General features: G+C 37.2%; 17 protein-coding genes and 1 pseudogene. 7 read left to right on the top strand and 11 right to left on the bottom strand.

Translation table 11 applies throughout. From position 1 onward, the window contains the following. Positions 1-142: 142 nt before the first annotated feature. Positions 143-562 (bottom strand): hypothetical protein, encoded by a 420-nt coding sequence (locus tag ACR2MV_RS05420; RefSeq protein WP_434020886.1) that lies wholly within the window; start codon positions 560-562, stop codon positions 143-145. 174 nt (positions 563-736) lie between these two features. On the opposite strand from ACR2MV_RS05420, the gene ACR2MV_RS05415 reads away from it, so the two are divergent. Together ACR2MV_RS05415 and ACR2MV_RS05410 are read left to right on the top strand one after the other, a co-directional pair. After that, a complete protein-coding gene (locus tag ACR2MV_RS05415) occupies positions 737-1,705 on the top strand; it encodes a hypothetical protein (protein ID WP_434020885.1) in 969 nt (322 codons plus the stop codon). 13 nt (positions 1,706-1,718) lie between these two features. Then, positions 1,719-2,588 carry an SDR family oxidoreductase gene (locus ACR2MV_RS05410; protein ID WP_434020884.1) on the top strand — a complete coding sequence of 290 codons (870 nt, stop codon included), beginning with the start codon at positions 1,719-1,721 and terminating at the stop codon, positions 2,586-2,588. Between the two features lie 145 nt (positions 2,589-2,733). Here ACR2MV_RS05410 and ACR2MV_RS05405 read toward each other — a convergent pair whose 3' ends face one another. The 3 genes from ACR2MV_RS05405 to ACR2MV_RS05395 form a co-directional block, all read right to left on the bottom strand. Then, positions 2,734-2,862, bottom strand: coding sequence for a hypothetical protein (locus tag ACR2MV_RS05405; protein WP_434020883.1), 129 nt, complete (start codon positions 2,860-2,862; stop codon positions 2,734-2,736). Positions 2,863-2,980: 118 nt separating this feature from the next. After that, positions 2,981-3,322: a hypothetical protein gene (locus ACR2MV_RS05400; protein WP_434020882.1), complete on the bottom strand. Its 342-nt coding sequence runs from the start codon at positions 3,320-3,322 to the stop codon at positions 2,981-2,983. Positions 3,323-3,492: 170 nt separating this feature from the next. Next, complete coding sequence (locus ACR2MV_RS05395; RefSeq protein WP_434020881.1) at positions 3,493-4,224, bottom strand: energy transducer TonB; 732 nt, start codon at positions 4,222-4,224, stop codon at positions 3,493-3,495. 406 nt (positions 4,225-4,630) lie between these two features. On the opposite strand from ACR2MV_RS05395, the gene ACR2MV_RS05390 reads away from it, so the two are divergent. From ACR2MV_RS05390 to ACR2MV_RS05380, 3 genes are read left to right on the top strand one after another with little or no spacing between them, the layout of a single operon-like run. Next, the gene (locus tag ACR2MV_RS05390; RefSeq protein ID WP_434020880.1) at positions 4,631-5,881 is read left to right on the top strand and encodes an ABC transporter permease; all 1,251 of its coding nucleotides are present in this window, start codon (positions 4,631-4,633) and stop codon (positions 5,879-5,881) included. Positions 5,882-5,890: 9 nt separating this feature from the next. Next, on the top strand, positions 5,891-7,150 hold the full coding sequence (locus ACR2MV_RS05385; RefSeq protein ID WP_434020879.1) for an ABC transporter permease: 1,260 nt from the start codon (positions 5,891-5,893) through the stop codon (positions 7,148-7,150). A gap of 21 nt (positions 7,151-7,171) precedes the next feature. After that, positions 7,172-8,272 (top strand): efflux RND transporter periplasmic adaptor subunit, encoded by a 1,101-nt coding sequence (locus ACR2MV_RS05380; protein WP_434020878.1) that lies wholly within the window; start codon positions 7,172-7,174, stop codon positions 8,270-8,272. A 63-nt stretch (positions 8,273-8,335) separates the two neighbouring features. Here the strand turns inward: ACR2MV_RS05380 and ACR2MV_RS05375 are convergent, their stop codons facing one another. After that, positions 8,336-9,106 carry a hypothetical protein gene (locus ACR2MV_RS05375; protein ID WP_434020877.1) on the bottom strand — a complete coding sequence of 257 codons (771 nt, stop codon included), beginning with the start codon at positions 9,104-9,106 and terminating at the stop codon, positions 8,336-8,338. 673 nt (positions 9,107-9,779) lie between these two features. On the opposite strand from ACR2MV_RS05375, the gene ACR2MV_RS05370 reads away from it, so the two are divergent. Beyond that, a complete protein-coding gene (locus tag ACR2MV_RS05370; protein ID WP_434020876.1) occupies positions 9,780-12,521 on the top strand; it encodes a 2-oxoglutarate dehydrogenase E1 component in 2,742 nt (913 codons plus the stop codon). Positions 12,522-12,544: 23 nt separating this feature from the next. Beyond that, positions 12,545-13,762, top strand: coding sequence for a 2-oxoglutarate dehydrogenase complex dihydrolipoyllysine-residue succinyltransferase (gene odhB / locus ACR2MV_RS05365; protein WP_434020875.1), 1,218 nt, complete (start codon positions 12,545-12,547; stop codon positions 13,760-13,762). 5 nt (positions 13,763-13,767) lie between these two features. Here odhB and ACR2MV_RS05360 read toward each other — a convergent pair whose 3' ends face one another. From ACR2MV_RS05360 to ACR2MV_RS05335, 6 genes and pseudogenes are all read right to left on the bottom strand, one after another. Then, positions 13,768-14,949, bottom strand: a complete 1,182-nt coding sequence (locus ACR2MV_RS05360; RefSeq protein WP_434020874.1) for an ABC transporter permease — start codon at positions 14,947-14,949, stop codon at positions 13,768-13,770. Further along, on the bottom strand, positions 14,946-16,106 hold the full coding sequence (locus tag ACR2MV_RS05355; RefSeq protein ID WP_434020873.1) for an ABC transporter permease: 1,161 nt from the start codon (positions 16,104-16,106) through the stop codon (positions 14,946-14,948). The genes ACR2MV_RS05360 and ACR2MV_RS05355 overlap by 4 nt, the downstream gene beginning before the upstream one ends. After that, positions 16,103-17,086 (bottom strand): HlyD family secretion protein, encoded by a 984-nt coding sequence (locus tag ACR2MV_RS05350; RefSeq protein ID WP_434020872.1) that lies wholly within the window; start codon positions 17,084-17,086, stop codon positions 16,103-16,105. Before ACR2MV_RS05350 ends, ACR2MV_RS05355 begins: the two co-directional genes overlap by 4 nt. Before the next feature lie 6 nt (positions 17,087-17,092). Further along, complete coding sequence (locus ACR2MV_RS05345; RefSeq protein ID WP_434020871.1) at positions 17,093-18,478, bottom strand: TolC family protein; 1,386 nt, start codon at positions 18,476-18,478, stop codon at positions 17,093-17,095. Positions 18,479-18,536: 58 nt separating this feature from the next. Continuing rightward, on the bottom strand, positions 18,537-19,172 hold the full coding sequence (locus ACR2MV_RS05340; protein WP_434020870.1) for a hypothetical protein: 636 nt from the start codon (positions 19,170-19,172) through the stop codon (positions 18,537-18,539). A 247-nt stretch (positions 19,173-19,419) separates the two neighbouring features. Further along, a pseudogene (locus ACR2MV_RS05335) lies at positions 19,420-19,716 on the bottom strand (uracil-DNA glycosylase family protein); the annotation flags it as partial.

Genomic DNA, 19,716 nt, shown 5'->3' with positions numbered 1-19,716 from the left:
CTCATTCGCTGAGGCAGAACGAATTTCTTTGGAAAATTGAGCAGACTGCTTTTGATGCTCTAGTTTTACTGCCAGACCATAAAAAATTCCTAATGTAAGACAAACGATAATAATGCTATAAGTTTTCATAATCTTTGGGATTTTAGATATAATAGTCTTTGGTGAAAATGACTTTTAAATTCAACATCTTTTTAATAAACTCTTTGTTGCTTTTTAAGAAACGATCATTCCTAAATTGCAAAAATTCTCCTTGACCGTGGATACTGAATCCATTTGTCATATATGTGTATAATTGGTAGTAAGGTATAATCCAGGTAAAATTATCCAATCTTCTTGTTATTCTAACAAGTATGCCTTTGGGTCTTAATTCAATATTCGCATAATTCAGATCGGAACCATTCAATAAGGCTCTTTCCAGTTTAGGACTCACCTTATCAATAATCATTCGTCTTGAGCCAATACCGCGCAACTTTAATTGCTTTAAAAAGCTGAACGGACGACCTACTAAGTTGATAATCAAGTTATCATGGTCTTTATTGGTATATGTTGTATTTAGGATCATTGGCTTTAATTCTAGGTAAAGATACGTTTTGTTTAACTAATATCAAAATAAGTTGAACAAAAATTTGATAAATAATTTGTGCCCTTCGGAAAGAGATATGGACCATTGGTCCAATTTCGATTGCAAAATGACATGTTTTTAACTCTATTTAAGCTTGTTTTAAAATTTTACCTTATGCTCAAAATCATTGATGTCAAGAACAGATTGTTTGTCTTAATTTGTAATGCCATGGTTGTTTTTATGGCTGTTGTAACAGCTTGTGATTCTGACAAAAAACAAGCCACTGAAATAATTCCGGAAAAAGCAGCAAGTCCATACATCGAAATTATTACCCAGCGAATGGAGTTTCAAATGCCTGATAGTATTAGTTCAGGCTGGCATACATTCAAGTATGAAAACCAATCAAACGAAACTCATTTTTTTCTTTTGGATAAGTATCCGCCTGGAAAAACGATTCATGATACTGAAAAAGACGTTGGGCCAGTATTTCAAAAGGGAATGGATTTGATTAATAAAGGAATGCAAAAAGAGGGTTTTGAGGCTTTTAACATGTTGCCAGAATGGTTCTTTAAAATCGTATTTGTGGGAGGTTCGGGTCTTTTATCACCAAATAATACAAGTTTAACTACCTTGAATATGGAACCTGGTTATTATGTGGTTGAATGTTATGTGAAAATGCCTAATGGAAAATTTCATTCCACAATGGGAATGGCAAAAGCTCTGGTGGTTACTGAGGAGGTTTCTGATAACACTGCTCCAAAAGTTGACAATAAAATTAGGATTTCAAGTGAAAATGGAATCACTTTTAAAGATACCCTCTCAAAAGGCAAACAAATTTTTGAAGTGTACTTTGATGATCAGATTTCCCATGAGAATTTTGTTGGACATGACATAAATTTGGTGCGACTTGGAGAATCCGCTGATATTTCCGAACTTGAACATTGGTTAAATTGGGCAGATCCGAAAGGGCTTGTGACCCCAGCTCCTAATGGTTTTACTTTTTTAGGAGGTGTCAATGAAATGCCAACAGGATCTGTTGGATATTTTGAAGTAGCTCTTACACCTGGAGAATATTTTCTTATTTCTGAGGTGCCCGGAGCTTTGAGTAAAAAATTATATAAACCTTTTGTAGTATTACCTTAAACTAATTTATTTTATGAAAAATGTACTTATTACCGGTTGCAGTTCGGGATTCGGATTCGATGCAGCTAAATTTCTTTCAAAAAAAGGGCATCATGTTTATGCCAGTATGCGAAATGTGAGAAGCAGTAATGCTGAAGTTGCTTCTGAACTAAAGCAGTACGCCAATGACAATCACTATAAAATGGATATCGTGGACATCGATGTCACCTCCGACCAAAGTATCGATTCAGCCATGGCTGGTCTGCCTCCTATGGATGTATTGATCAATAATGCAGGCAAGGGCTATGGAGGACCCATTGAAGCATTTACCGGGAAACAATGCCTGGCTCAAATGGATTTAAATATTGTCGGACCTTTCAGGATGGCGAAGGCGGTTTTACCAGGGATGCGGTCAAAAGGTAGTGGTTTGATCATTCAAGTCAGCTCAATTGCCGGACGATGTGCTTTTCCCGGTTTTGGCATATATCATGCAAGTAAATGGGGCTTGGAGGGTCTCAGTGAATCGTTGCGTTATGAACTGGCACCTTTAGGTATTGATGTGGTTTTAGTGGAGCCAGGCCCTTTTGCAACTAACTTTTTTGGCGGGATTGAAGGAGCTCAGGAGGAAGATATTGCAGCTGCTTATAAGCACGTTGGTGAATTTAGTGATGGTTTTGCAACTAATGTGGAAACAATGTTCAATGATGATAATGCGCCAACGGACCCTATGATCATCGTCAGGATATTTGAAAATTTAATCAATGCACCGAATGGGAAGCGTCCTTTGAGAACCATAGGTGGCCTTGATTTTGGAATGCAGGCCTTGAATGATACTGTTGAACCAATTCGGAAAGCTGGTCTGGAAGCGATGGGATTATCCGAATGCGATGGACCATCGTCTTAGATGCCAATAAAATAAAATACCTCATCAGGAAACTTCCTGATGAGGTTTGTCAAAATACTTTTACTCAAAATAAACGATATTGACCTGATTATAGTTCGGAATATGCTTCCGCTTTGTTAACCACTTGGGTTACTCTTTTTTCTGTTCAGTTTGAAGGATTTTCTCCACCTTCAATTGATTCATTCATATAAGCTTCGCGTGCGCTGCTGAGCGTATCAATTTTTTTTAATTCTGCGAATCTCACCTGTTCTATTAATTCTAATAATTTTTGCATGATCTTAGGTTTTAATTAACTAGGTAAAATTACGATCGCAACATGCAAGTTGTTGCGACAGGATGTGTCGTAGGACGTTAAACTATTGTTAAGAAAAGAATGGGTGGTTAAAAAAGAACTAATAAAACTTATTCAGGTCTTCGACTAGTTCAGCTTCCTCAATAAGTTTGGATCTTATTTTATTCAATTCATCTATGTTGGCGTCTAGGGTGCGCCGCTTAGATGGATCTTTTTCAGATTCAAGTTGACTTTTTTTGTCTTCTATTTTGCCATCAATTTTTCTTAACTCTGTCTGATAATCTTCTGTAAACAAACTGTAATTATGATCATCAAATACTTCTTTCTGATTGTAAACGGCCATATGGTTTTCACTTAAATCAGGAAAGGGGATGATCTCCTGACCATATAAGTTAGAAAGTGATCCGACGCAGATCATCACGAATAAAAAAATTACCTTCATTACCTTTTATAATATGCTGCAAATTTAATACCTTTTTTTCAATTAATTACGACATGAAATGTCTATCAAACGAAGGTTTTATATTCGAGATGTATCATAAAAAAAGAGACCGCAACTGCGGTCTCTTATTAACTAAATATCGAATTTAGTCCTATCTATATTAAATGGAATTAGATTTGAACATGTAAGGTGATCGGTAACGTGTACGATACACCAACAGGCATTCCTCTTTGTTTACCTGGGGTAAGCGTGGGAAGCATATTTACAACACGTAAGGCTTCTTTTTCTAACCTTTTGTGCGGTCCTCTTGCTCTTGCATCTGATATTTTTCCTGTTTTATCAATCTTAAAAATGACATAAACTTTCTTTTTACCAGGAGTTAGACCAAGATCTTGTGACAAGCCAGTATTGTAATTTTTACTGATATGCTGCGTGATTTTATCTTGCAAACATTTCTTTTTTTGTTCTTTTGTTCCCTTACAACCCGGATAAACCGGTGGATCTTCAATAATAGCGAAAGGAATGTCCTGCTCTACCTGTTCCTCTTCAACTACTTCATCTATATCATCCATCGCGATGACTTCCACATACTCTGATTCGTCCGTTTCTGTAGATTCTAAGATGGTCTCTTCAATTTCTTGCTCGTCAGCAACAATTTCAATAACTTCCGGAGCTGGCGGCGGAGGTGGAGGTGGTTTTACTTCCTGGATTCTTTCAGTAATTGGAATATCAAAGATTTCCTCCTCCTGAATATCCATGGCGGATAATTCACTAACTGTTCGATCAAAAGATTTCCATTCGATGGCTGTATAGATGATCACTAGTGTTAATAATAAGCCTAGCTGAAAAAATATTTTGCTGTAGGCTCCAATTTCGGCTTTTGGGGATTTTTTAGCTAACATGACGGTTGCATTTAATGTTAGTATAAAATTAACATCAATTAAATCTTAAAATCATGACAATTGTCACTTTAATAATTTTTCTACATAATTATTGAAATATCAATATTAAATAACGTTTTCGTAATAAAAGATTCATTTATGTTCCAAAAACGAAAGGTTTTATTCTATTCCTGAAGTTTTTTATAAAGGAATAATCTGCCCAAACTCAGTCGATTTTTTGATGAAATAATTTAAGGATAGATCAGGTCCTGTTTGTTCTGAAAAAGTGAATTATTGAAGATCAATTCGGATCGAAATGCTGATTTATTTTTTTTTATTTTTTAACATAAATTTCTGTAACAAAACAATTGTTTTGTGCGTCTATAAAGCATATAAATTATCCAATTCAAGTAAGAATCGTAAAGGCATGTTTGATTTAGATCGCTGGCAAGAAATTTTTGAGACCATCGCAAAGAATAGGTTGCGAACTTTTTTGACGGGACTGTCAGTAGCCTCTGGTATTTTTATTCTTGTGATTCTGCTGGGATTTGGCAGGGGCATGGAAAATGGGATTCGGAAGGAGTTTGAAAGAGACGCATCGAACAGAATTATCGTTTGGACGCAAACCACAACCAAAGAATACAAAGGTCTCAATCCTGGAAGACGGATTCAAATGAAAAATGAGAATTTCGACCATATTGAAAAAGCCTATTCAAAAGAGCTTGAACACAGGTCGGCTATTTTCAGAGTGCCATGGGGTACAACTACTAATTATAAAAATGAATCGGTTTCTTATGCTATTCGCGGGATTCACCCTACATTTCAACAGATAGAAAATCAATTGATGGTGGATGGAAGGTATATTGATCATATGGACCTTAATGCGAGAAATAAGGTGGTAGTGATCAGCAGTAAAATTAAGAATGAGCTGCTGAAGAATGTAGAAGATCCGCTTCAGGAATACTTGCAGATATCAGGAATAAACTTTCGGATTATTGGTATTTACAGCGATTTAGGAGGAGATCGGGAGGAGAATAATCTCTATGTTCCTTTTACAACAGCACAAAGTGTATTTAACGGTGCGGACAAATTGAATAATTTGACCTTCACCTTAAAACCCGAAAAAAGTTTTGATGAGGCCGTACGGGCTTCAAATATTTTTACAGGAGAAATAAAGCAATACCTTCAGGAGGTGCATCAGGTATCTCCGGAAGATAATAGCGCCATTAACGTGCACAACATGTTGGATGAAGCGAAACGATTCTACACCTTAACAGATAACATAGCGTTCTTTTTCTGGTTTGTTGGTATTTGCACCATTATTGCGGGAGTAGTTGGGGTAAGTAATATCATGCTGATTATTGTAAAAGACAGAACAAGAGAAATTGGTATCAGAAAGGCATTAGGGGCCAAGCCCTGGTCCATTGTTGGAATGATCTTACAAGAATCTATTTTTGTAACCGCGGTTTCAGGATTTGCGGGTCTTATATTAAGTATGGGGCTTCTTGAAATTGTCGGTCCGAATGTAGAAGTAGATTATGTAGTAAATCCCTCTGTTGATTTTTCCATTGCAATGACAATGGTTTTTGTGTTGATCATTGCCGGGGCCATAGCAGGTTTTTTTCCTGCATGGAGAGCCGCCAGTATTCAACCAATAGAAGCTTTAAGAGACGAATAATTTTCAGATATGTTGAATAGAGATAAATGGAATGAAATTTTGGAGGTGCTTACCGCGAATTGGGTAAGAACACTGCTGACGGCATTCGGGGTATTCTGGGGGATATTTATTTTAATTCTTTTGTTGGCTGCAGGAAAAGGCTTAGAAAATGGCATCAGAATGGATTTTGGAGATACTGCGACCAATACCATGTTTATGTGGACACAAACGGTGACAAAATCCTATCAGGGGATGTCAAAAGGCAGAAATTTTAGTTATGATTTAAAGGATGTAAGAGAAATCCGAAATAATATTGACAATTTGCGATTCATTTCTCCGAGAAATCAATTGGGTGGATTTAGAGGAGGGTCTAATGTTGTGAGAGGTCTAAAGACAGGAGGATTCGATGTATATGGTGATTATCCTGAAATTATAAAGCAAGAACCAATGGATATTGTAGAGGGTAGGTTTATCAATTACAATGATATTGAAGAGAAACGAAAAGTAGCCATCATAGGACCTGCTGTAAAGAAGAGTCTGTACGAGTTTGGCGAAGAAGTTTTAGGAAGTTATATAAAAATTAACGGGGTAAATTTTATGGTAGTGGGCAGCTATGAGAAGAAAACCTCAGGTGGTGACGGAGAAGAGGAGCAGAAGCAGATCTTTGTTCCCTTTACAGCTTTTTCTCAGGCTTTTAACAGGGGGGATAAAGTTGGGTGGATGGCGATAACAGCTGTCGATGGCGTGCCTATTACGGATATCAAAGAAGAAATTTTTAGCCTTGTAAAAAGCAACCATAAAATTCACCCGGAGGACCAACGCGCCGTGGGTCACTTTGATCTTTACCAGCAATTCAGAAGGGTTGAAACCCTCTTTATGGCTTTAAAAGTGATCGCCTATTTTGTTGGGATTCTTGTGTTGCTTTCCGGGGTGATAGGGGTAAGCAATATTATGTTAATTGTGGTAAAAGAAAGAACAAGAGAGATTGGAATCAGAAGGGCCTTAGGGGCAAGTCCAAATAAAATTAGAGGTCAAATCTTATTGGAATCTGTCTTTTTAACCATCATATCGGGCATGGCAGGAATCGTATTTGGTGCCCTGTTAATTTATGGGTTAAATTATGCGCTTAGCATGGCAGACCCAATCGATATGTTTGCCAATCCGAGTGTTAATTTAGGTGTGGTGACCATTGCCTTGACGATACTCATCATTTCAGGATTGTTAGCAGGACTCATCCCCGCGCAGACAGCAGTAAAATTAAGACCCATAGAAGCTTTAAGAACAGAATAAATTAAATAGAAAAATAAGAACATGAAGAAGTCAATAACCATTTTTATACTTGTATTTATCATCGTCACCTTTGGAGGTGCTATGTACTATTTGTATTCAAAAAATCAGGAAGATCCTGTTGTTTATAATACGGAGAAACCAGCAACAAGAACGATTGTAAGGAAAACAGTTGCCACAGGTAGTATCCTGCCTTTAGAGGAAGTTATTATCAAACCTAATATTTCCGGTATCATTGAAGAAATATATGTGGAAGGCGGAGATTTGGTAAAGGCCAACGACTTGATTGCAAAAATTAAAGTCGTACCTAATTTGGCTGCTTTAAATCAGGCGCAGAATGCCATTGAAACGGCTCAGATTGCCTTGAATGATGAAAAAAGAAGGTTTGAAAGACAGAAAAGCCTGTTTGATAAAGGCGTCATTTCGAAAGAAGAAATGGAACGCGCCGAAGTGAGTTATAAGCAATCTCAGCAAACTTATTCTGCGGCCGTAAAGAATTATGACATTGTAAAAACGGGTTCTACCAAAGGTCTTGGGAATTCGGCGAATACATTGATCAGGTCGACTGTTTCAGGTATGGTACTTGAAATGCCGGTTGAAGTTGGGAATCAAGTGATTTTGAGCAATAATTTTAACGAGGGAACAACCATAGCTGCTCTTGCCGATGTGAATAGAATGATCTTTGAAGGGAAGGTTGACGAATCAGAAGTCGGTAAGATCAAGGAAGGTTATCCTTTAGAAATTACTGTAGGTGCCATTGAAGGAGCTACTTTTGACGCGGTATTGGATTATATAGCCCCAAAAGGGAAACTTGAAAACGGTGCTATTCAGTTCGAAATAAAAGGAACGCTTCACAAGTCGGATACAACATTTATTAGAGCTGGCTTAAGTGCGAATGCGTCCATTATATTAGCAAGAGCTGATAGTGTATTATCCATTAAGGAGGCTTTGGTACAATTTGATGAAGAATCAAAAAAGCCCTATGTTGAAATTAAAGCAGGTGAAAAAGATTTTGAACGCAGAGATATTACCTTAGGGATCAGCGATGGTTTGAATGTAGAAATTAAGGAAGGTCTTTCAGAAGAAGATGAAATTAAAGTTTGGAATAAAATTAAGAATCTATAGCAATGAATAAAGCTGGAATCTGAGGGAAATTCCAGCTTTAGAAGCTATTTTAAGTTACTGATGTTAATTGCCGCTTAGGGTCGCGTTGTATTCTTGTATTTCGTCCCAGCTGTTGGAGAAGGTTTCAGACATACCTCTATCAAAAGCATTCCATGAATTTTCTCCGTTAACTTTTAAGAAATGCTCTTTGAATTTCATATCATCGTCGTATTCTGCCCAACTTTTTGAGAACCCTACAGTTGCGAGGTGCCTGCCGATCTTATATCCTTGGCGAAATTCATTGTCAAATACACCCCAGGGATTGTCACCATCCATGTCTTTTATGGTTTTGCTGATCTGACCCAAAAGGTGATCAATTTGATAGCCTTTTCCTTTAGCCACTTCCCAATATCTTACATGAAGAATTTTGTACGGAGGTGTATCTTCAGTCATCATATCCAGATTTGATACTTTGGAATCTTGTTTCCAATACTCTCCTGAACTGATTTTTTTAACATTTGGCATCACATTATCTCTCCAATCTTCATCATGTCCACCATCCGAAGGTCTGCCGTCCAGATGTGAATAATTCAAGGGCCCCATTCTCCAAACAACTTTGCCTGTATTAGGTCCGGTAACAACGTTGTACACATTCGCTGTATAAGGAGCTTCATTGTGATATTTCTTATTGTGCTTTGCCATAGCCTCACCAAATGCTTTGAGTTTTGTGTTGTCTGGTGTTATGTAAAAGCTCTCCCACATGGCGTAGGAGGACTCTTCTTGTGCTGAAATGATTGAAACAGGTCCAAAGAGAAACAGACTAAGAATTAAGATGGATAGTACTTTTTTGTTCATGGTGTTTAGTTTTAGTTAAGATGATTTTTTGGAACAAAAGAAAAAAATGGTTAGTTGATTCCGATGATTCTAATTATTGAAGGGACAAAGAAAGTGAAGATGTGAATGCCTTGAAAATGATTTTGGACGAAACGACCAAATTATGGTCCGACGAGGTATAATTATTTACCGAAGGGAAAATGGAATTTGAAGGAAATAGAGAATTTGAAAAGATTTAAAGAACCTGTCTATAATTTAGGACAATTACCACAGTTAAACTTACCCTTTTTCTTATATTTTTTGCAACACTTGGTTTTCTTTTTGGCGGTATCCATATCTATACAGCTATAATCGAACACGAAGTAGGGTGCAGAATTGGGCATAATATCTTCTTATTTTTATTTAAACTAATTCTAAATAGACGACAAATGTAAACAAAAAATGAATGTTTCAATCTGATTAAAGTCATTTTTATTTTTTTTAACATTTGCATGTTTCTGGCCCATACGTATTGTTTGCGTATAACCTGTTTTGTATCCTGACTTCAGGATCTAATAAGAAGCTTTTGAAGCATATTTTTATGACTTTAGCATCTATGCAATGAAAAATGATATTTATCATTTTTTTTTATAGCTATTCTATGAAAACATCTTATTTTTGTCAATCATTTCTTACAAATTGAAAGAATTTATAAATGGATAGGTTTTCGTTTTTGAATACTGTACATACCGGATTTATTGAAGAATTGTATCAGCAATACCTCAAGAATCCCGACAGCGTTGAACCAAGTTGGAAGAGTTTTTTTCAAGGTTACGATCTTGCAAATTCTGATTATAGCCTGGAAGATGAAGAGGTAGATGTTGAGATTCCACAGCAAGTCTACAAAGAGTTTAAGGTCATTGAGTTAATTAATGGCTACAGGACCAGAGGGCATTTGTTTACAAAAACCAATCCGGTTAGAAACAGACGCCAATATAGTCCAACACTGGATTTAGATAATTTTGGTCTCGGTAACGAAGATCTGAATACGATTTTCAATGCGGGTAGCATACTTGGATTGCCGCCATCAAAGCTGAGTGATATTGTACGCCATTTGGAGAGTATTTATTGTGATTCTATTGGAATTGAATATATGTTTATCAGAAACCCGGAAGAAATTCAATGGTGGCAGGATAAATTGAACGAGAATGATAATCATCCAAAGTATGAGGATAGTACCAAAAAGTATATTCTATCCAAATTAAACCAGGCAGTAACTTTTGAGCAATTTCTTCAAACCAAATATGTAGGGCAGAAGCGATTTTCCTTAGAAGGAGGCGAGACGCTTATTCCTGCTTTAGGTGGTTTGTTTAGAATTGCCGCCGAACGGTTTGATGTAGATGAATTTGTGTTAGGTATGGCCCACAGGGGGCGACTAAACACGCTGGTGAATATATTTAGAAAACCCATACGAGAGCTGTTTAATGAATTTGATGGGAAAGATTATGCGGAAGATGATTTTGACGGGGACGTTAAATACCACCTTGGGTCTACCATTAAGAAAACACTAAAAAGTAATAAACAGATTACCATGAATCTGGTTCCCAATCCTTCGCACTTAGAAACAGTAGGTGCGGTAGCTGAAGGAATAGCCAGGGCCAAAATTGAAGAAGATTACAAGGGTGATTCTTCTAAGATTTTACCAGTAGTGGTGCATGGTGATGCCGCTGTTGCGGGTCAGGGAATCGTGTATGAACTCATCCAAATGAGTAAGCTTAAGGGCTATTCAACAGGAGGAACCGTGCATATTGTGGTCAATAATCAGATTGGTTTTACCACCAATTATTTGGATGCGAGATCAAGTACCTATTGCACAGATGTTGCAAAGGTTACCTTATCACCTGTATTGCACGTAAATGCAGATGATGTAGAAGCTGTAACTCACGCAGTTTTGATGGCATTGGATTTTAGAATGAAATTTAAAAGAGACATTTTTATTGATCTTCTGGGCTACAGAAAATACGGACATAACGAGGGGGATGAACCCAGGTTTACACAACCTATGTTATATAAAGCCATTGCAAAACAACCGAATCCTAGGGATATTTACAATGCGAAATTAATTAAAGAAGGTGTTATTGATGAACAATACCTGCCTGGTTTAATTGAAGAATATAAAGGTTTACTGGAAAAAGAGTTTAACAGATCAAAAGACGATTCTGCGAGTAAAGTAAATCCTTTTATGGCCAATGTCTGGAGTGGATTTATGCACCAGGATCTGGATGGTTTGTTATTAAGTGTGGGTACCAAATATCCTAAATCCCGACTGGAAAAAATAGCAAAGATCGTTTCAACCGTTCCGGAAGGAGTAAAACTTCTCAGAAAGGCTGAGAGAATTTTAAAAGACCGCTCTAAGATGGTTTTTGATACCAATAAAATGGACTGGAGCATGGGCGAGATTTTTGCCTTTGGAAGTTTATTGGAAGAAGGATACAATGTAAGAATATCCGGACAGGATGTTGAAAGAGGAACCTTTTCGCACAGACATGCTATTTTAAGAGATGAAATTTCTTCGAAAAAGGTGAATTTACTGAATACCAATCCAAAGAATAAGGGGGTGATGAGCATATTCAACTCGTCCTTATCTGAATACGGCGTTTTAGGATTTGATTATGGCTATGCCATGGCAGCTCCGAATACCCTGACAATATGGGAAGCGCAATTTGGTGACTTTAGTAATGGGGCTCAAATTATGTTTGATCAATATATTTCTGCTGCAGAAGATAAATGGAAGCAGCAAAATGGAATTGTCATCCTTTTACCTCATGGATATGAAGGTCAGGGATCTGAGCATTCTTCAGCCAGAATAGAACGTTATCTGCAGTTATGTGCCAATGATAATATGACGGTTGCGAACTGTACCAATCCTGCAAATTTCTTCCACTTGCTGAGAAGACAAATGAAAAGAAATTTCAGAAAACCCTTGGTAGTATTTACCCCAAAGAGTTTGTTACGACATCCTTTGGCCGTCTCTGAACTTAAAGAATTTACCGATGGTGAATTTCAGGAAGTAATAGACGATACGGTTTCACCAAATGAAGTTAAACGAGTGGTGTTTTGTACCGGGAAGTTTTATTACGATCTGTTAGATGCCAGAAATCAGAATGGAAGAAATGATGTGGCCCTGATCAGATTAGAGCAAATTTTCCCATTGCACGAAGAGAAAATTGAGAAGGTCATAAAGAGATATGAAAATGCAGAGGATTATATTTGGGCACAGGAAGAACCGCGCAATATGGGAGCTTGGAGTTATATGTTGCAGCGTTTTGAATTAAAGGATCTGAAAGTGCGGTCCAGAAAGTATTATGCGGTGCCTGCAGCTGGATCCTCCACACGATTTAAAAAGAGACATTTCAGAGTTATTGAAAGTGTATTTGATAATAAAACAACAGAATAATATCATTATAAATTAGAAATAAAATGATTTTAGAAATGAAAGTTCCCTCACCAGGGGAGTCTATTACTGAAGTAGAAGTTGCCACTTGGTTGGTAGAAGACGGTGACTATGTTGAAAAGGATCAGGCAATAGCAGAAGTTGATTCAGACAAGGCAACGCTTGAATTACCCGCGGAAGAAAGTGGTATCATTACGTTAAAGGCTGAAGAAGGCGACGCCGTTGATGTAGGTGCGGTAATTTGCCTGATAGATATGAGCGCTGCAAAACCTTCAGGATCTGCTGCAAAAGCGAAACCTGAAGTGGAATCTGTAAAGGACGTAGCCGAGGAGGCACCTGCACAGGAAGCTGAAAAAGCAACCTATGCAACGGGAACAGCTTCTCCTGCCGCGAAAAAAATCCTGGCAGAAAAGAATATTGACCCTTCTCAGATAAAGGGTACCGGTAAAGATGGACGTATTACCAAGGATGACGCAGTAAATGCTACACCGTCGATGGGTGAAGCCTTGAATGAAGAAAATAGAAAAAGTGATAGAAAGAAGCTTTCAATGTTGCGCCGTAAGGTGGCTCAGCGACTCGTTTCAGTAAAAAACGAAACGGCGATGCTTACAACTTTTAACGAAGTTGATATGAAGCCAATCTTTGACTTGAGAAAGAAGTATAAAGAAACCTTTAAATCCAAACACGAAGTAGGTTTAGGATTTATGAGTTTTTTCACCCTTGCAGTAGTAAGAGCCTTAAAATTATTTCCTGATGTAAATTCAATGATCGATGGAGATTTTAAAATTTCCTATGATTTTGCAGATATTTCAATTGCAGTTTCTGGCCCTAAAGGTCTGATGGTTCCTGTGATTAGAAATGCAGAGGATTTGAGTTTTAGAGGTGTTGAAAGCGAGGTGAAACGGTTGGCTATCAGAGCCAGAGATGGTCAAATTACTGTTGATGAAATGACTGGAGGAACCTTTACCATTACAAATGGCGGTGTTTTTGGGTCAATGTTGTCTACTCCAATCATCAATCCACCACAGAGTGCTATTTTAGGAATGCATAACATTGTTGAAAGACCTGTCGCAATTGATGGAAAGGTGGAGATCAGACCTATTATGTATGTGGCTTTGTCTTATGATCATAGAATTATCGATGGCAAAGAATCCGTAGGTTTTCTGGTAGCTGTTAAGGAAGCGCTTGAGAACCCGGTGGAGTTATTAATGGACGGAAACGAGAAAAAGGCCTTGGAGCTTTAAACGTTTCAGCCTGTTTCTGACTGTTTTGAAAGCGCCAGTCGTTTTTGATGAATAAATGAGAATCTTAGATACAACAAGAAGTATCCAAGAATAAGTAAAGCAAACAGGTGAATTACATCACCTTTGATATTTACCAATACAGCCCCTTGCCCAGCCAGCTTATTAAAGACGGTGAAGTAAGGGGTTGATGGTAAAAGGTTGGCTACCAATTGCAAGGCCTTTGGCATCACTTCTATAGGCCATGAATATCCGGATACCAAAAATAAAGGATAGGTTGAAAATGCCATTATTTCAGTCCAGCCAATGGCAGTTTTAAAAAAGGTGCCTAACAGAACAGTATATACCATAACGGCCAAAATAAACACAGAACTCAATATAAAATGAAGGAATTCTGAACCTTTAAAATCCAGGTGGTAATAGGGAAAGATTACTTTGTAAAACAGAAAAAAAAGCGAGGCGTACAAAATAAAATAATAGCTTCCTTTTGCTGTAAATATTTTTACGAATTCAAAGAAGTTTACAGATGGGTTTGATAAGCTTTTGAAATGTACCAATTCATGCAAAACACTTTGACCAAACCCAATGATAAGTGTTTGCTGAATGATGAGGACCAAGAGTATAGGAAGTAGGTAATCCCCATAATTATTCGTAGCATTAAAAATTGATTTAATCACTGGCATAATAGGCTGTGCCTGTTGCTCTGCCAATTCGGCCGGAACCTTGCTGCTGATTAAATAACTCAGCCGAACCCCGCCCGCTACGGTGAGCATCACTTGTTGCACACCCTTGTTGATGTCATTCGAGGTTAAAAATTTTGTATTGTTCAAGATCAGTTCAACCGTCGATCCGTCTAAATTAAGTGTGTTTTTTTCAAAGTCTTTGGGGATGATCAAAATTCCTTGAACTTCCAAAGAATTGAATAAAAAAAGTGCATCCTCCAGATTAGAATAAGCTCCTTTTACTTTTATTTTTTCATTAGTGTCAATCAATTGGCCCACTTTTCTTGATAAGCTGCTATGATCATTATCAACGATGACAATGGGTATGTTTGCGACATCTTTTTCTTTGTAAATGGAACCTACAAAAAAAGCGTAAAAAATGGGAGCAATTAAACAAGTCAAAAGGATACTCTTATCTTCAATGATCAGTGCAAGTTCCTCTTTAATTATTTGGATAAAACTTCTCATGACGCCATTTTTTTAAGATGAAACATCAGCCCTGCAGTACTTATGATATAAGCAAAAAGGATAAATAACAACATGGCAATTACCTGAGGAATAAGGAATGAAAAAGAATTTCCCATTTCGAGGCCTTTGATATAGGTTTTTAAAAAGTGTGTATAAGGAATCAAATTGGCATACCAGCTGTTAAAGGCAGGCATCGCAATAATGGGAAAGGTAAAACCACTAAAGACAAAAGCCGGGGAATTATATACAAAGGCAACATCCATGGCAATCGCCTGATCTTTAAACAGTATAGAAATCATTAGACCCAATGAGGCGTTTGTGATGACAAAAATTAAAACGATCCATAAGAATGAAAGTGTGTTTTTCGCAGTAGGGATTCCTAACACAGGATGAATAAATGAAAAAATCAAGAGGGCAATCATCATTCCGATTACTGTATAGACAAGAAGTTTTCCAAAGAAGATGTTTAAGATATTATGCTCGGACATATTCCAAAGTTCTTGAAAACTATCGCTTTTAAATTCTGAATTAATGGATCTGGTAGCCAAAAAGAATACGATCATCTGCAGTAAAACAGTGGTTAATCCGGGTACCAGATAGTATAAATAATTATAATGAGGATTAAACAATGCCCTGGTTTGTGTGGTAATGGGCATCACCATTTTCAGAGCTTTTTCGTAAGGGATTCCTTTCAAAGTGAGCGATGTCAGGGTGATTTTTGCCGATAGGGTATTGATAAAGGTAGCAGCTTCTTTATACAAGAGGTTTCCATAGATAATATTGGATGAATTGGTATAGACGATGAGTTTTTCCTGTTTTCCCAACATGATGTTTTTAGAAAAATTTTCGGGAATATAATAGAGACCTTTAATTTCAGGATGGCTAAGAAAGATGTTATCGAGTTTGTCTTCTGAAGAGAAATAAGCGACAATTTCTATTTTAGGAGAAGCTTGAATATTATCAATTACTTCTTGGCTGAAAGGTGTTTTGTCATTATCCAGAACGGCCACTTCCACCTTTGATACGGCACCTTCCTGATAGATAGACCCCAAGTAAAGGAAAATCCCCAGCGGAATAAAAATAATTAAAACCCAGGCAGATGATCTGGCTTTAAGTCTTGTTATCTCTCTTACAAATATGTTTTTTATGGCTCTCAAAGACGAATATTGATGCTCATTCCAGGACGTAAATCTTTATTAGGTTCAGTAGGGTGAAGATGAATTTCAAAGGTCTTCATATCCATTCTACCCTTATCCGCAGTTGGAATCCAATCAGCAAAGTCAGCCATTGGAGAAATGTACGATACTTCGAAGTTTCTTGTTTCATTATCAAATGCAGGGAGACTTCCTTCAATTTCACTTCCTAAACTAAAATTCGAAAGTTGATCTTCCCGAACGTGCAAAACGGCATGTATGTCCTCTAATTTTTGAATTGTAAATATGGGATATCCAGCGGGCATTATTTCACTTTCCTGAGCCATTTTTGCCGAGATTTCTCCGGATACCGGCGCATAAATCTTCAATTCTTTATAATAAGCCCTGGCTTCATTTACTTTTCCTTCAACGGCATCCATCTGACCTTTGGCAGCTTGTTTGTCTTCATCTCTCGCCCCTTTTTTAGCCATTTCAAAGAGAGATTCCGCAGCCTTCATCTGTTCTTCTGCTGCATTTCTCTTAAATGTCATTTCGTCCATTTGCTGGGCCGAGATAAGACTGTCTTTGTACATGTTTAATAGTCGTTGATATGATTTGTCGGCAAAGATAAACTGGCTTTTAGCCATTTCATATTTATTCTTAACAGCAATAATTTCTTCTTCACGGGCTCCTTTATTTGCCTTTTCATTTACAGAGGCTGCAGCCGAATAAACACCTTCTGCCTGTTGAATTTTTGCATCCAGAATTTCACTGTCTATGGAGGCCAATAATTGACCCTTTTCAACTGACTCACCCAGGCTTACGAAAACACTATCGATTCTTCCGGGTACTTCAGATGCCACTCTTATTTGTGTTGTTTCAAACAGACCCACATACACTCGTTTATCAGAGGCATCAGGCTTTAAAAGCATCAAAATGATGATACCAGTGAGGATAATAAGTACCGGCACTAATAAAACGATTATTTGAGATTTTTTTTTCATATCAAATTAATTATTGAGATTATTCAAGTTTAAACTACCAGAGGCAATAAGCAGGTCAAGTGCCGCCTGTCTTTGCAAAGCAATTGTTTTGTAATATTCCAGAACTGATTCCTGGTAGTCGGTTTCGGCCTCTAGTCTTTCGGAAATGTTGATCAACCCTTCTCGATAACTTGCAATGGCAAGTGTTAATGCATTAAAGGCGACTGTCTGCTCCTTGTTTTTAAGAAGGACTTGCTCATTTTTTACTTCAAATTCAATGGCGACCTTCTTCTCAAAGAGAGCTAGTTTTTCTTCTGCATCATTTTTTTTATTCTCTGCCATGTCTTTTTCAATTGTCGTTTTTTGGATGGCATTGTCATTTTTTAATCCAGTGAAAATGTCCCATTGAAACCCAACCCCTACAAGATAGGCAGGCCAGCCTTGGAAATAATTTAGATCGAGATTTATTGGTTGCTCAGAAATGGGTGTTTCATAAGGAGTGGCTATACTTGTGTCAAATAGATTAAAGTAGCTTAAGGTGGCAAAGGCCTCTACTTTGGGTAAAAAGTTATTTCTATTCATTTTTAATTTGTACTCATATGCTTCGATGGATGCTCGCAAGGCTTGAAGCTCTGGTCTATCCTGGTAGTTTTGATCTTGTTGCTGAAAGCTCCAGGGTTTTAGTTCAAATTTCATTCTTTCAATAGAGCCGATTTCTTCGCCTGTAAGCATTGAAAGTTTGAGGTGCAGTAATCTAAGATTTCCTTCTAATTCCATTTTTTTTGAAGCCAAGTTAAGTTCGGCTACTGAAATTTTTTCACGTTCAAAAGGGGTGGCCAGCCCATTCTCGATGGCAACCTTTACTTTTAATTTCTCTTTTGATAGCCTTCTCTCACTCTCTATTATAACAACTTTGGATTTCTCAAGAAGTTCTATTTTATCAAATGTGTCGATTACATCTTTTATAATAATCGCTTTTTCGCTATCCAACATAAAATTCTTGGCCTTTATTTTTTCCTTACTTGCTTTGGAGCCATAGTTTACCTGTAAGCCTGAGAATAACAATGCCTTTGCTGTTAAATTCGTGTAAAAAAACTGACCCTTGGCATCAAATTCAGATTCTCCATCGAATAATTCGATACCAGAGATTGGAAGTTGAAAGGTAGGAATGTCAACATTGAGATTTGCTGAACCATAGGCATAGCCTCCATTCATGCTCAAGGTTGGTATAAAGTTTTGCCTGATTTCTCTACTTTCGATGCTATCGATCATTAAATCATTTGACGCATTTTTTAAGGAATAACTTTTTTGCAAACTGAGTTGGATTAATTCCAAAGATTCCTTTGATAAATTTTCCTGACCATAGGAGTAGGTCCAAAAAAAGATAAAAGCGCTGATAATAATATATTTCATAAGACAATAAATTCAATAAAAAGAGATTGATAGGCCGGAAGTAATCATAAGAATAAAACTATTCTTCAATAGCTAAAATCCATGAGGCTTCACCCGCTTTTAGGGTATAATGATGTGTTTTGTAACCACCGCTAGGACAACAATTCGGGTCACCTTCTTTGTAAACAGGGTATTTTCGAAATAGCTGATCATTCTCAAAATAGATGGAATCATGACCCATATAGCCATAAAAGGACCCATTTAACTGAACATCATTTTCCGTAATTTCAGGTATGTAAATACTTGTTAAACTCAGGTCCTGATTTGATGCAAAGCCAAAAATACTGCCATAGGAACCAGATCCAGAAGAAGAAGTAATCAGGTATAGCTCATCATATCCGTTATGGTCTAAATCCACGATGTTAGCATACTGAAGTGGATCGGCATCCTTAATTATAAGACTGTCATTCATATTCTCAAAATCAGCACTTACAACGGTAAAATCATTGAGTCCGCCGGTCTTTTCCCTGATAATAAGTTGAATATTTTTACCGGTGGAAGTTCGCAGGGCCTGATTCTTAATGGACCTCATTTCGTCTCGAAATTCTTTAATGGGTATTTCAGTTGATTGCTTGTTTTGATCTTTTACAGTTTCTTTATTTTTACATGAACAGACCAAAAGAACTATAACTAACAGGGGGATTGTAGTTTTCATCAGCTATTATTTATTTTTTCAAATATTGATACAATGAGATAAGAATTAAAACGATTAAAAAAGGGTAAATGAAAATAAGATCGACTCTTATTAAAGGGTCTGATGGTGGATTATTTCTTGCCCAAAACCAAACGCCTAACTCCCAAAATAAATATCCCAAAAGTAAAGCAACAGTTATTCTTTGAATACGTGTGGTCTCTTTCATAGTATTGGGACATAATAACCCGTAAAATACGAAAAAATACCTTCAGGAAAAATATTTTCGGTACTGATCAACTCGAAAATCGAGGGTGGAGTAATTTTTATTATTCCTTTTGCGGTTCTTATAGAGTGGATCTCCGCCAATTGATCTGTTCGCAGCATTTGAAGGTGAAATCAACGAAACTGTCTTGATTACTCGGTTTCCTATTCTGAATTGATGCCTTCTTGGTCGATTGGAATTGGTGGCTATGAAATCAATGTTTAGCGACTTTATGAACTTTCTGAATAGGTATTCCGGACCATTTTTACTATTTCCTCCCATGAATAGAATTGTTGTGATCCC

The organism is Lutimonas sp. (assembly GCF_051011215.1).
Classification (GTDB): Bacteria; Bacteroidota; Bacteroidia; order Flavobacteriales; family Flavobacteriaceae; genus Lutimonas.
The sequence above is the reverse complement of the archived record's forward strand: the minus strand, read 5'-3'. Positions and strand labels throughout refer to the sequence as shown.